This is a genomic window from Burkholderia sp. COPS (assembly GCF_019425585.1).
Lineage (GTDB): Bacteria > Pseudomonadota > Gammaproteobacteria > Burkholderiales > Burkholderiaceae > Burkholderia > Burkholderia cepacia.
Genome location: NZ_WIXR01000009.1, coordinates 71,574 through 84,169, shown reverse-complemented (window position 1 = coordinate 84,169; position 12,596 = coordinate 71,574). Strand labels below are relative to the sequence as shown.

Sequence of the window (12,596 nt, the reverse complement as noted above, 5' to 3'; positions counted from 1 at the left end):
GTCATGAACGACAACCAGGACACGGCGAAGCATCGGGGCGAGTTGCCCCCGCTCAATGCGCTGCGCGCTTTCGATGCGGTCGCGCGGCACGGCAGCTTCGCGGGGGCGGCGGTGGAACTGCATGTCACCCACTGGGCCGTAGGCAAGCAGATCCGGCTGCTGGAGGACTGGTTCGGGCTGCCGTTGTTCGACCGTCGTCCGCGCGGTGTCGTGCTGACCGACGAAGGGGCCGCGTTGCTGAACGACGTCAGCCACGTGTTCGAGCGCCTCGGTACCGCGGTGGGGCGGCTGCGCCACGACACGTTCAAGCACCGGATATCGGGCGTCGTGCGGGTGAATGTGCCGATGAGCTTTGCGCTGTGCTGGCTGCTGCCGCGGCTCGCCGATTTCCATTCGCGGTACCCCGACATCGACGTGAGGGTGTCGACGACATCGCGCAAGTTGCGCTATGTCGCCGACGCTTTCGATATCGGTGTGCGTTCCGGTCCCGAGCAGGGCGCGGGCGTCGTATCGCGCCCGTTGATGCCCGACCTGCGCGTGCCGGCCTGCAATCCCGCATTGCTGCGCCGGCATCCGATACAGGGCGTGGCCGACCTGCGCCATCACACCCTGCTGCATTCGGCCACGACGCGCTCCGCCTGGTCGCACTGGTTGCAGGAAGCGGGGGCTTCCGATCTGCGCGCCGCGCGTCATGTCGAATTCGATCATGTGAATCTTCAGCTCGGCGCGGCCATCGAGGGGCTCGGCGTGGCCCTGGCATCGCTGCCGCTGATCGGGCGCGATCTCGCCGAGGGGCGCCTCGTGTGTCCGATCGCGTCGCCTGTATGGCGTGCCGACGACTACATGCTGGTGACGAACGCCGATCGTGCCGACGATGCCGCGGTGTCCGCGTTCGAGCAGTGGATGGAACGCATGGCGGGCCGCGAGGCGGAATAGGCTCGCGGTGTGAATCCGCGCGATCGGCACCGCGATGCACAGGGCCGGCAGTGCGAGGCGGAACGAGGCGGTGCGGGGTCGGTGCAGCCGCCTCGCCACCGCCGGTGGAGGCATGACGAAGCGCCCGGTTCACTGCGATTGCGCCGGGCGCTTCGTTACCGTCCGGCGCCGGTCAACATGCCCGCTTCACGCGAACGTTCGATGTCGGGGCTGCGATACGCGCGCTCCGGAATCTCCGCGAGCCGCGACGCATGCACCTGCCGCGGCTCCAGCCCGTAGAACTTCTGGAAGCTCATGATCAGCGGCGACCACTTGTCCGGATCGATGCGGTCGGCGTAGCCGTCCATCAGCAGGTCGGGATGCACGTGCACGCGCTGGATGCGCAACTCGAACACGCGGATATGGCCGCGCAGGTCCGGCGCCTCGTCGCCGATCCCATGCGTGGCCGCGACGACCGCTTCCATGTGCACCGGGCATTCGAGCGCACGCGGCGGCGCGACGGTTTGCGACGCGGTTGCGGTGAGCCCGGCCGTGCCGAACTTGTCGGGTTCGAAGACGTAGCCTTTCGCGCGCTTGCCGTCGGGCACCGGATGCGTGCCCGTCGTGCGCGCGATCCGGTCGACCGCGTCCGCCTGCGCCGACGACGGCAGGTTCAGCACGCATTCGCCGGTGCGCATCAGGTTGCGGGTGGTCTGCGAGCTGGCGGCGATGCCGATCACGCCGCGCCAGCCGAGCCAGAACGCGGACGAGATCGGCGCGAGATTGGGCGTGCCGTTTTCGTTCAGCGTGCTGACCAGCACGACGGGCGTGCCGAAATAGAGGATGTTCGGTTCGGTGACGCAATGCGGCGCATTCATGGCAGGTGCCCTCGGTGACGGATCAGTCCGCATGCTGATCCTGTCGCGGCGGCGCGGCGCTCCGAATCTTGTCGTGTCATTCCGGAAGGGCACCGGCGGCATGGGCGCCGCAACGGGCCGGCCGGCATCGCGCGCGCTTTTCCGCTAGAGTAGGAAATCGCAGGCCGCGACCGCCGCACCACGCATGCGGGCGCGGCCACGTTCCGCCAACGCACACGAGGGCCCGATGGATACCGAGCAACGCTATACCGCCAATGCACCGACGCGCGCGGAAGTCGACGCACTGGGCGGCGCAACCGTCATCGAATTCGGCGCGAACTGGTGCGGGATCTGCGCGGGCGCGCAGCCCGCGATCGTCGCGTCGTTCTCCGCGCATCCTGCGGTGCGGCACCTGAAGATCGAGGATGGCCCGGGCCGCCCGCTCGGCCGTTCGTTCGGCGTGAAGCTGTGGCCGACGCTGGTGTTCCTGCGCGACGGTGTCGAGGTCGCGCGCGTCGTGCGCCCGGCCGACGCGAAGCAGATCGAAGCCGACGGCTTCGCCGCGCTGGCCTGAGGTCGCCGAGATGCAACAGGCCCTCACGCACATCGGCGTCGACACGCGCGGCAGCGGCCTCGTCGAATTCACGCCGCAGGTGCGTGCGTTCGTCGACCAGCAGGCGATCCGCACCGGCCTGCTCACCGTGTTCTGCCGCCATACGTCGGCGTCGCTGCTGATCCAGGAGAATGCGGATCCGTCGGTGCAGCGCGATCTCGAACGCTACTTCGCGACGCTCGCACCGGAGGACGCCACGCGCTACGAGCACGACACCGAAGGCGCAGACGACATGCCCGCGCATCTGCGCACGGCGCTCACGCAGGTACAGCTGTCGATCCCGGTCGAGCACGGACGCATGGTGCTCGGCACGTGGCAGGGCATCTACCTGTTCGAGCATCGCCGCGCCGCGCACCGGCGCGACATCGTGCTGCACCTGATCGGCGAATGAGCCTCGACGGGTGACGCCGCGCGCGGCTCGCAATGCGGTGCCTGTGCGCACACGGCATCGCGGGCTTACGCGAGCAGTTTCTCGACGAGCGCGCCGAGTTCGCGCAGGTGGACGGGCTTCGGCAGGAATGCGTCGAATACCCGCTTGTTCTCGCGCAGCGCAGCCGATTCATACGCGCTGACGCCGAGGATCGCCGGATGCCGGCCGTCGTCGTCGGGTTGCGCCACCGCGCGAATGCGCCGTGCGACGTCGAAACCGCTCAGGTCCGGCAGCTCGAGATCGAGCACGACGATGTCGTAGCGGCTCGCACCGAAGCGCGCGACGCCTTCCTGCCCGGTGCTGCACAGATCGACGTCGATGCCGAGCGCCGACAGCATCGCGCCGAGCGTTTCGCGTGCGTTGTCGTCGTCGTCGACCACCAGCGCGCGCCGGCCGCGGTATGCGGCCGCGTGCGGCAGCGCGGGCGCGTCGCCGGCCGCGTTGCCGGCGGTGTCGATGCCGGGCACTTCGGCCGGCAGCGTCACGACGAACTCGCTGCCTTCGCCCACCGTGCTGCGCACGTCCACATGCCCGCGCAGCGTCGTCACGATTTCGCGCACGACGGCGAGCCCCATGCCGATTCCGTCCACATGCAGCCCGACCGCGTCGTTCGCGCGATAGAACGGCTCGAAGATCTTCGACAGGTGCTGTTTCGCGATGCCGGCGCCCGTGTCGCGCACGGCGATCTTCAATTGCTGGCCGGCCGGCGCGTCGGCGAGCGTGATCGACACCTTGATTGATCCGCCGAGCGTGTACTTGACCGAGTTCTCGATCAGGTTCGACAGCACCTGGCGCAGCAGCTTGCGATCGGAGCGGATCGCGAGGTCGTGCGGCTCGACTTGCTGCGTGACCACGATCCGCCTGGCCGCGATCTTCTCGCGCAGCGGGTCGAGCACTTCGGCCAGCAGCGGCGCGATGGCGACGGTATCCAGCTCGGCGAGACGTTTCGTCGAGCGCAGCTTGATGTAGTCGGTCAGGTCCTTGACGAGCGCCTCGAGGGACAGCGCGGAATTCTGCAGCCGCCGGATCGTCTTCAGGTTCGCGTCCGACTGCGGGCGCGCGAGCAGGATCTCGACCGATCCGCAGATCGCCTGCAGCGGCGTGCGCAACTCATGGCTGACCATCCCGAGGAACGCATTCTTCGCCTCGATCATCTCGAATGCACGATCGGACGCCTTGCGTTCCGCGTCGAGCGCCGCGTCCTGCCGTTCGAGCAGGTCGTCGCGCGTGCGCATCGTATAGAACAGCAGCAGGAACAACGCGCACAGGATGACGCCGAGCACGATGCCGAGGATCAGGATCGCGCGCTGCTTGTCCCTCAGCTGATGGAACGTGAAGTCGCGCTGCGCCATCTCGATCGCGCGGAAATAGTTCGCGAGGCCGTTGACCTTCGGCCAGTACGCATTCACGTCGTCGATCACCTGCCGTGCGCGCTGCGGCGAATCGCGCAACGGCGGCACGTCGCGCTTCAGGCGCGTCATGAATTCGCCGAGCGCGTCGATCTCGTTGCGCGCGCGCGGGATGCGCAGCCAGTACTGGGACACTTCCGACGGCCGCTGCAGAAAGCCGAACGACACCGACAGGCTGTCGAGCTGCATCTGGACGTGATTGAAGTCGTCGTCCTCGTGCGTCGCGTAGAGGATCAGTTGCCGGTCGAACCGCGTATAGACGTTCCGGTATTGCGCAGCGGTCCAGAACACGCCTTCACGCGGCCCCTCGAGCACGCCTTCGTTGACCGAGGTGGCGAGGAGGTCCCACAGCAGGAACGCCCACGCGGCGAACCCCATGATCCACAGCGAGCCGAGGACCAGGATGATTTTTCTATTTTTCCATCGCCCGCGTTTCATTTCACCGTCAGGCCGATGATCTGCCATGCGAACTTGGCTTCGCCGAGCGGCGTCTTCAGTTCGTCGGGATACTGGTCGCGCGGGTACATGATCCACAGCGGGCCGTAGTTGTCGTTGTCGAGCACCTTGCCGTTCATCGTCCGCGCGAGGATCACGCCGTAGCGATCGGCGTCGGACACGGGAATCGTGAACGTGTACTCGTCGATGCAGCGGAACTCGATCTGCGTGCCGTGCGCGCCGACGGTCTTCAGGATGTCGGACAGGCGCGGGCCGGTGAAGGTCGCCTTCGGTGTCCAGCTCGTCGACGTGACGATCGTGTGCTGGGGCAGCGCCATCAGCGCCTGTTCGGAGAAGACGTAGGCCGTCTTGCCCGGCTGGTTGTGCCTGTCGATCCTGCCGTCGACGGTGAACGTGAACGACGAGGCAGCCCACGCCGCGGCGGCCATGCCGAGCAGGCAGGCCGTCAGCAGGCCCTTGGTCCAGATGGTCGGAATTCGCATGTCATTCCCTCGGTTTTGTCGTGTTGTGTGGTGGCTTGTGTTTCTGGTCTCAGTTCGCGGCGGCCGCGGCCGGCAGCGTGATTTTCAGTTCGCGCGCCACTTCGGCGAACAGGATCGGCAGGCGCACCGGCTTTTCCTCGCAGCGCGCGTTGTAGTGCGACACGATGTGCGCGATTTCGTCTTCGCTCGCTTCACCGGTCGAGATCTTGCCGGTCAGCAGGAAGATCGGCGCGCCGCTGTTCTCGCTCGAGCGGATGCCGCGCACGAGTTCGGCGGCGGTCTGGTCGCCGAGCATCCAGTCGAGGATGTAGCCGTCGAAATCCTCCACTTCGAGTGCCTTGCGGAACGACGCGCCGTCGAAGTACGGGATCGCGTTCACGCCTTTTTCGATGAAATATTCACAGATGGTTTCGGCGACGTCCTGCGAATCGTCGACCACGGCGATCCGCGCCGCATACACGTTCGGCTGGGTCGAGCGCAGCTCGATCACGTCGACCGGATACGTGCGGCCCTCGCGCGCGTGCTGACGCTCGGTGATGAGCCACTCGCCCTGCCACTGCAGCGCGACGAAGTCCGTCTCGATCTGGCTGCTGGCCTTGGTCGAGATCGCGGCGCGGCAGCGAAAGCGCCGCGACTCGATCACGAGCGTCGCGTCGATCATCTCGGCGGCGGCCGGCTGCGTGCCCTTGTCGTCGAGCAGGATCGCGGGCGGCACGCCGAAATGCGTCGCGATGTCCTGCAATTGCGACAGGTTCCACGGGATCATGCCCTTCATCTTGCGGGTGACGACAGAGAAGCTGAGGCCGAGCACGTTCGCGATCGTCGTGTTGTGACTTCGCGGCGGAATGCCGTTCCGGTTCAGTAGGTCGCGCACCTTGTTGGCGGTGATCAGATCGACGTTGGCCTGCTCGCTGTTGGACATCTCGATGGGGTCTCCAGGGGTTTTTGGCGAGGGAGAGCATATCAAAACTGACGTGACACGCAAACTTTGAAAAAGCGAATCACCTTGACATGCTGTTTTTCTCCATTATTATTGCTCACCACGTCACCTTTGTTTGTCGCGTCATGTTTGGAGATCGCAGCCGGCAACAGCCGGTACAACGAAAAGCGACAACAATGAAGCGGTGACTGAACGATTCGAAGAGAGAACCTGAGAGAGCCTTGGAGTGCGTGTCGGCGTCGACGGATTGTATCCGTTGCGCCGCGCGCCGCCGGGTGCGAGCTCACGGGGGTGAAAAGCTCGAAGAATTGCGGCGCCAATAAAACTTGAGGAAAGTACCAATGTTCCGCCGTCTACTCGCACCGGGGCTGCTGTTGCTATTGGCCGCGTGCGCGCAGGATCCGTCCGTCACTGGCAACACGGTGCGGATCTGCGACGACACAGGCTGTTCTGACCGTCCTAAAGATCAGGTGTCCTATCAGAAAAAGGACGATTCGGAAGACCGGGAAGATCCGCGCATCGCTGCGCTGAAGCAGACCGCGAAGACCCAGCCGAAGGCCGCCTACGACCTCGGCCTGCGCTATTTCCGCGGCGACGGCGTGCGCCAGGACAGCTACCAGGCCCTCAAGTGGATGCGCGAGGCCGCGGAGCGTGGCGACCTGCAGGCGCAGAAGGCGCTCGGCAGTTTCTACCTGTTCGGCCTCGAGGAAATGGGCTCCGATGCGCGCGAAGCGGAGAAGTGGCTGTCGATCGCAGCCGCCCGCGGCGACAAGGAGTCGAAGAAGCTGCTCGACCTTGCACGCAAGGCCAAGAAGGAAGACGAAGAAGACTGGAAATGGCGCACGCAATGGCGTGACGTCTATTACGGCTACTGGTACTCGGGCTATCCGTACTACGGCGTCTGGCAGCAGACGTACTGGTACTACTGACCGGGCCTGAAGCAACGGGGGCAGCAGCGGGGAGACCACCATCGCGCGCCAGCCGGGGGGCTTATCGAAGTTCGCACGAACACATAAGCCGAACAACGACTCTAATCGATCGACAACGACATGAAGACCAACCTTTCCCAACGTCTCACTCAAGGTGCGCTGGTTGCAGCGCTTTGCGCGTCCGCGGCGGGCTGCGGCGGCGTCGTGACGCCCGGCGGTCAGAACGCGGGCGTGACCGGTGCCGCCGCGGGCGGCACGAGCGCCGGCGCCGACACGGGGCTGCAGCGCTGCGCGTCGCCGCTCGGCACGATCGCCGTCGACGACGGCCGCAATGCCGACTGGTGGGGCCCGTTCGGCAGCGCGACCAAGATGACGACGATCGACCCGCTGCTGCGCCTGGCCGTCCAGCAGTCGAACTGCTTCGTGATCACGTCGATCGGCAACCAGAAGAGCGACGCGCGCCTGTCGCGCATCACGCAGCTGCAGCGCAACTCGGGCGAATACCGCGCGGGCTCGAAGCAGCAGAAGGGCCAGCGTGTCGCGGCCGACTACTACATGGAACCGCAGATCGTCATCAACGATTCGCCGATCGGCGGCATCGGCAGCATGATCGGCGGGCTGATCGGCAACAGCGCGGTGGCGGCGGTGGCCGGCCACCTGCAGACGAAGGCATCGGTCGTCACGCTGACGCTGTTCGACGTGCGCTCGGCCGTGCAGATCGCGGCATCGGAAGGCAGCTCGACGGCGACCAACTACGGTGCCGCGCTGGGCGGCTTCGGCGGCGGCGTGGGCGGTGCGCTCGCGGGCTTCTCGTCGACGCCGGAAGGCAAGGCGACCGTCGTCGCGTTCATCGACGCGTACAACAAGATGGTCGTCGCACTGCGCAGCTACAAGGCGCAGGACGTCAAGGGCGGCCTCGGCCGCGGTGGCCAGCTCCAGGTCAACTGACGTCCAGGGCCGGCGGTGCGCCGCCGGCCGGTTTCCGCTTCGCAATCGTCCGTGCGTGCGGCGTGAGCCGCGCGCGCCGGCTTCGTTCGTCCTGTTTGTCCTGTTCGTTTCGAGGTGATTCCGATGAAAGCCGTTGCATTGATCGCATTGACCTGTCTCGCGCTGACCGCCTGCGGCGGCGACGACAATTCATCACCAGCGTCGTCCGGCGGCGGATCGGGCACGAGCAACAACGGCGGCACCGGCGGGACGGGTTCCGGCGGAACGGGAAGCGGCGGTAGCGGCGGCTCGGGTGGGTCGGGCGGCTCCGGCGGCTCAGGCAGCGGCACGCTGACGCTGCGCTACGACGCGCAGCCGACCGCGGCGGACCAGGCGAGCTTCCTGACGCTGCTCAACAGCGAAGGCGCGAAGGGCTACCGCTACCTGGGCGACTACTACTACGCTCCGTCCGACGGCGGTTCGCGCTCGATCTTCGTGAACGACGGCACCGTGCAGACCTACACGTACCAGTTGCTATCCGCGCCGGGCGACTGGTCGACCTTCCTCAACCAGGCCAACACGCAGGGCACGAACGGCTATCGCTACGAAGGGCCGCTCACGTACGGCTACCTGTACCGCAAGGATGGCGGTTCGTCGGCCACCTACACGTATACGACGACCGGCCTGCCGGCCGACCCGAACGCATTCCTCACGCAGGCGAACGGCCAGGGCCAGTCGGGTTACTGGTTCCTGGGCCCGATGATGATCGGCTCGGTGCAGTCGAACGTGTACATGAAGAACAACGCGTCGAGCGCAACCTACACGTACGATGCGCTCACGCCGACGACGAGCGTCAGCGACTTCATCGCGCAGGCCAACAGCGAAGGTGCGAAGGGTTATCGCGCGAAGGGCGCGATGGTGTTCGGCAGCACGATCTCGTGGGTCTACGTGAAGGACCAGACGCAGTCGCCGACCTTCACGTACCAGTCGGCCGCGATCCAGTCGAGCGGCGCCAGCTTCGTCCAGCAGTCGAACACGTTCGGCGCGCAGGGTACCGCGTATCTGAGCGATCTCGCGCTCGGCGCCCCCACGCCGGTGATGGCGTCGTTCTATTTCAAGCCGGCGAACTGCACGGGGTTCCTGTGCACGACGCTCAACCCGCTCACGCAGAACTGACCTGCCGTCGTTCGACGGCCGCCGAAGTGCCTCGCCGCCTGAGCGGCGCTTCCGTGGGGGTATGCCGCTTGATGGCCCGCCCCCGCCTTTTTCCTCGCCTCCTCTTCCTCCCGGTTGCGCGTCGCAGGGTCCGACGTGCAGCCGGGATGTGTCCGAACGCCACATTTTCCCGCACCGAATTTCGGTCAAGTTCTAAATATCCGCTCAATAGGATTTGACGTGTACGAAACGGTTCATTTGGGGTGGACGCTCCCATACCCGTTTGGCATCGTCGGAATTCATTCCATCTTTTCCATGGTGAATTCCGGCCAGGCGTCGCACTTCGAATCGGCATCGTTCGAGGGCGCGACCCTCGTCGCGCGTCATGCCGCAGAGTCCGCTTCAATCCCTCCGCCGCTATCTGAGCATCTCGGTGTTCGGTGGCGGCATCGTCGTTACCATCCTGGTCCTGATCGCATGCGGTCTCGGGATGACGGCGATCGTCTCGGGGCATGTCGAGGGCGAGCGGCGCAATTACCTGAACGGGCTGGAGCAGACGCTCAACGAGATCCAGGTGAGCGAAACCTCGTTCCGCAACGGCGTCGCGAATGCGCAGCTGATCTGGCGCGAGGCCGATAGCGCGCCGGAATCGGTCGTCGATGCCTTCTTCGGCGACGACCAGCGCGTCGCGATCCGGCCGCATCCGTCGCTCGTGCTCGGCGTGCCGGGGCAGACGGGCGATCGCATCGAGGTGGCGCGCTACCTGTCGCTGTCGGTGCTGCTGGCGCGCATCTGCGCGGCGAGCTCGATCAATCGCGGGCGCACGCTGGAGGGCTACCACTACAGCACGCGCACGGGCATGTTCGGGCTGGTGCCGAACCGGAACCGCGACGATCCCGCGCTGGTGTCGCCTGACGATCGCGCACGCGTGCTGGACGCGCTGCGCATCGATTTCGAGCGCGCGTATCCAGGTGTCGTCGATAGCCGACCGCACGTGCGCTGGCTCGCGCCGTTCATCGATCCCGTGTCGGGGCAGCCGCGCATCCGGATCGCGGCCGAAGCGCACGACAACGGTAAAACGTTTGCCGTGCTCGTCACCGAATATCCGCCCGAGTACCTGCTGTCATGGCTGGCCGACTATCGGCCCGACGGCGTGTTCACCATCGCGACGGCCGACGGCCGGCTCGTCGCGATGGATCCCGCCGTGGGCGACGCCGGCCGCGCGGCGCGCCTGCTGGAACTGGCCCGGTGGCGTGGCGGCGGCCCGTCGGGTTCGCCGGTGTTCCGCGACGGCTTCCTGATGTTTCACGGCAAGCTCGAATCGACGGGCTGGACGTTTACGTATGCGTTGTCGTGGGCCGACGTTGCGGCCGGCGTCGCGCATTCGGCGGGCACGCTGGCGGCGGCGACGCTGCTGACGCTCACCGTCATGTGGGTGTTGCTGCTGCGCTTTCACCGGCGCGAATTCGCGCCGCTCTATGCCCGCTCGCAGCGCGTGTTCGACAGCGAGGCGCTGTGCCGCAGCGTGATCGAGATGGCGCCGATCGGCCTTGGGCTGATCGCGCGCGACGACGGGCGCTGCATGCTGGCGAGTCCCGCGCTCAGGGAGATGGTCGCCCGCAACGGCGGCGATCATCGCGAGCTGTCGAACCAGATCGCCACCGCGTGGCAGGCGCACGTCGCGAGCGGTGGCGCGGGCCGCGTGCTGCACGACGATCTCGTGATCGGCAGCGGCGAAGCCGCGCACCTGCATCTCGAATTCATCGCATGCGGCGCACGCTATCAGGGCGCGGACGTGCTGATCGCCGCGGTCACCGATACCACCGCGAAGCACCAGCTGATGCAGAAGCTCGAAGAGGCCGTGCGCGCGGCCGATTCGGCCAATGCCGCGAAATCGTCGTTCCTCGCGGCGACGAGCCACGAGATCCGCACGCCGCTGAACGTGATCCTCGGCAACCTCGAACTGCTCGAACGCTCGGCGCTCGATGCGGTCCAGCACGGCCGCATCGGCACGTTGCGCACGTCGGCGACGAGCCTGCTCGCGCTCGTCAACGACATTCTCGATTTCTCGAAGATCGAGGCCGGCGCGATGCAGGTCGAGTCGATCGAGTTCGACGTGATCGCGACGGTCGCACGCGAGCTGAGCGCGTTCGCGCCGATCGCGAAGGCGAAGGGCCTGCAGCTGTTCTGCGAAATCGACGCGGCCGATACGCAGCGGGTGCGCGGTGATCCGACGCGATTCGCGCAGGTGCTCGGCAACCTGCTGAACAACGCGATCAAGTTTACGAGCACGGGCCGCGTGACGGTGCGCGTGGCCGTCGTTGCGGACGGCCACGGCGCGCCGGTGCTGTCGGTCGCGGTCGAGGATACCGGCATCGGCATTGCCGACGAGCATCGGCGCAAGCTGTTCAAGGCGTTCACGCAGGTCGATACGTCGATCACGCGGCGCTACGGCGGCACGGGGCTCGGGCTCGCGCTGTGCGACCGCCTCGTCGCGGCGATGGGCGGCAGCATCGGCGTGGAGAGCGAGCCGGGTGTCGGCAGTCGCTTCACGATCCGTCTGCCGCTCGGCACGAAAGTCGCGGTGCTCGGCCGGCCGCACGGCGTGCGCGCGCATGCATGTGCGCTGACGCTCGTTGCCGCGCATCGCGAATGGCGCGAATTCGCGTTGCCGCACCTGCATGCATGGGGATTCGACGTCGACGTGTACGACACCCTGTCGAGCCTGCCGGGCGATCTGGCAGGCCCGGTCGTGCTGATCGGCGATCCCGACACCTGGTCGCACGCCGAACTGGGCAACCTGCGCGGCTGTGCGCCGCTGATCCTCGCCACGCGCGATGGCCCGCTCGAACCGCACCGCGCAAGCGGCACGGTGCGCGTATCGAGTTATTCGCTCGGCGGCCTGCGCGCCGCGCTGTCGTGTTGCGCGTCGTGTCGCGGTGAAAGCGCGATTGCCGCTTCATCCGGTGGCGAACTTGCGCTTGTCGCCATGCCCGGCCGGCGGCGCGCCGGGGTGGCGCAGTCACAGCCCTCCATCGCCCGTGCGCCGCGCGTGCTGGTCGCTCGCGACGAAGCCGTCGACGGGTCGATTTTCCGCGAGCAGCTGCATGCACTCGGCTGCACGGTGGCCGAGGTCGGGTCCGGGCGCGCGGTGCTCGAATCGCTGGCCGGCGGCGACTGGGACGTGCTGCTGATCGGCGCCGATCTTCCCGATCTGCGCGCGCACGAGCTGGCGGAAGCCGCGCGCGACCAAGGTGCCGCGTGCGACGTACTGGTCATCACGTCGCACGTGTCGCCCGATGGCATGCGCCGCTACCTGTCGGCAGGCGTGCGGCGCGTCCTGACGAAACCCGTGACGCTCGTCCACCTGCGCACCGCGCTTGCCTCTGTGTGGCAGCGGTGCGGTGCTGCGCCGGAAAGCGCGGCGAGCGCGCCGGGCGATCGCGAGGCGGCACTGCATGACAAGTAACCGGCAACACGGAA

Annotated in this window: 11 protein-coding genes; 7 read left to right on the top strand and 4 right to left on the bottom strand. The window is 66.8% G+C overall.

The annotated features are described in order from the left end of the window. The first annotated feature begins 3 nt into the window (after positions 1–3). Positions 4–936, top strand: coding sequence for a transcriptional regulator GcvA (gcvA, locus tag FOZ70_RS06240; RefSeq protein WP_021160576.1), 933 nt, complete (start codon positions 4–6; stop codon positions 934–936). A 155-nt stretch (positions 937–1,091) separates the two neighbouring features. Here gcvA and FOZ70_RS06235 read toward each other — a convergent pair whose 3' ends face one another. After that, the gene (locus FOZ70_RS06235; protein WP_021160575.1) at positions 1,092–1,793 is read right to left on the bottom strand and encodes a flavin reductase family protein; all 702 of its coding nucleotides are present in this window, start codon (positions 1,791–1,793) and stop codon (positions 1,092–1,094) included. A 226-nt stretch (positions 1,794–2,019) separates the two neighbouring features. Here FOZ70_RS06235 and FOZ70_RS06230 point away from each other — a divergent pair, with 226 nt between their 5' ends. Both FOZ70_RS06230 and FOZ70_RS06225 read left to right on the top strand, forming a co-directional pair. Further along, positions 2,020–2,346 carry a thioredoxin family protein gene (locus FOZ70_RS06230; RefSeq protein ID WP_021160574.1) on the top strand — a complete coding sequence of 109 codons (327 nt, stop codon included), beginning with the start codon at positions 2,020–2,022 and terminating at the stop codon, positions 2,344–2,346. A 10-nt stretch (positions 2,347–2,356) separates the two neighbouring features. Next, entirely contained in the window at positions 2,357–2,776 is a 420-nt protein-coding gene (locus FOZ70_RS06225) for a secondary thiamine-phosphate synthase enzyme YjbQ (protein WP_048021450.1), read from the top strand. 65 nt (positions 2,777–2,841) lie between these two features. On the opposite strand, the gene atsR is transcribed toward FOZ70_RS06225, so the two are convergent. Genes atsR through FOZ70_RS06210 form a run of 3 tightly spaced genes read right to left on the bottom strand, consistent with a single transcriptional unit; the run spans position 2,842 to position 6,084 of the window. Next, entirely contained in the window at positions 2,842–4,662 is a 1,821-nt protein-coding gene (atsR, locus tag FOZ70_RS06220; RefSeq protein WP_059652564.1) for a hybrid sensor histidine kinase/response regulator AtsR, read from the bottom strand. Then, positions 4,659–5,162 (bottom strand): molybdopterin-dependent oxidoreductase, encoded by a 504-nt coding sequence (locus FOZ70_RS06215; RefSeq protein ID WP_048021454.1) that lies wholly within the window; start codon positions 5,160–5,162, stop codon positions 4,659–4,661. Before FOZ70_RS06215 ends, atsR begins: the two co-directional genes overlap by 4 nt. 49 nt (positions 5,163–5,211) lie before the next feature. After that, entirely contained in the window at positions 5,212–6,084 is an 873-nt protein-coding gene (locus FOZ70_RS06210; RefSeq protein ID WP_021160570.1) for a helix-turn-helix domain-containing protein, read from the bottom strand. A 359-nt stretch (positions 6,085–6,443) separates the two neighbouring features. Here FOZ70_RS06210 and FOZ70_RS06205 point away from each other — a divergent pair, with 359 nt between their 5' ends. From FOZ70_RS06205 to FOZ70_RS06190, 4 genes are all read left to right on the top strand, one after another. Beyond that, entirely contained in the window at positions 6,444–7,031 is a 588-nt protein-coding gene (locus tag FOZ70_RS06205; protein WP_021160569.1) for a tetratricopeptide repeat protein, read from the top strand. Between the two features lie 120 nt (positions 7,032–7,151). Continuing rightward, positions 7,152–7,979 carry a penicillin-binding protein activator LpoB gene (locus tag FOZ70_RS06200; protein WP_219705211.1) on the top strand — a complete coding sequence of 276 codons (828 nt, stop codon included), beginning with the start codon at positions 7,152–7,154 and terminating at the stop codon, positions 7,977–7,979. 123 nt (positions 7,980–8,102) lie between these two features. Further along, entirely contained in the window at positions 8,103–9,134 is a 1,032-nt protein-coding gene (locus FOZ70_RS06195; protein WP_059858015.1) for a hypothetical protein, read from the top strand. A gap of 364 nt (positions 9,135–9,498) precedes the next feature. Then, positions 9,499–12,582 carry an ATP-binding protein gene (locus FOZ70_RS06190; RefSeq protein WP_219705209.1) on the top strand — a complete coding sequence of 1,028 codons (3,084 nt, stop codon included), beginning with the start codon at positions 9,499–9,501 and terminating at the stop codon, positions 12,580–12,582. The last annotated feature ends 14 nt before the right edge of the window (positions 12,583–12,596 follow it).

Excerpts from the sequence above, each read along its gene's own strand:
- gcvA (WP_021160576.1), top strand. The coding sequence starts at position 4 with ATGAACGACAACCAGGACACGGCGAAGCATCGGGGCGAGTTGCCCCCG.
- FOZ70_RS06235 (WP_021160575.1), bottom strand. The coding sequence starts at position 1,793 with ATGAATGCGCCGCATTGCGTCACCGAACCGAACATCCTCTATTTCGGC.
- FOZ70_RS06230 (WP_021160574.1), top strand. The coding sequence starts at position 2,020 with ATGGATACCGAGCAACGCTATACCGCCAATGCACCGACGCGCGCGGAA.
- FOZ70_RS06225 (WP_048021450.1), top strand. The coding sequence starts at position 2,357 with ATGCAACAGGCCCTCACGCACATCGGCGTCGACACGCGCGGCAGCGGC.
- atsR (WP_059652564.1), bottom strand. The coding sequence starts at position 4,662 with ATGAAACGCGGGCGATGGAAAAATAGAAAAATCATCCTGGTCCTCGGC.
- FOZ70_RS06215 (WP_048021454.1), bottom strand. The coding sequence starts at position 5,162 with ATGCGAATTCCGACCATCTGGACCAAGGGCCTGCTGACGGCCTGCCTG.
- FOZ70_RS06210 (WP_021160570.1), bottom strand. The coding sequence starts at position 6,084 with ATGTCCAACAGCGAGCAGGCCAACGTCGATCTGATCACCGCCAACAAG.
- FOZ70_RS06205 (WP_021160569.1), top strand. The coding sequence starts at position 6,444 with ATGTTCCGCCGTCTACTCGCACCGGGGCTGCTGTTGCTATTGGCCGCG.
- FOZ70_RS06200 (WP_219705211.1), top strand. The coding sequence starts at position 7,152 with ATGAAGACCAACCTTTCCCAACGTCTCACTCAAGGTGCGCTGGTTGCA.
- FOZ70_RS06195 (WP_059858015.1), top strand. The coding sequence starts at position 8,103 with ATGAAAGCCGTTGCATTGATCGCATTGACCTGTCTCGCGCTGACCGCC.
- FOZ70_RS06190 (WP_219705209.1), top strand. The coding sequence starts at position 9,499 with ATGCCGCAGAGTCCGCTTCAATCCCTCCGCCGCTATCTGAGCATCTCG.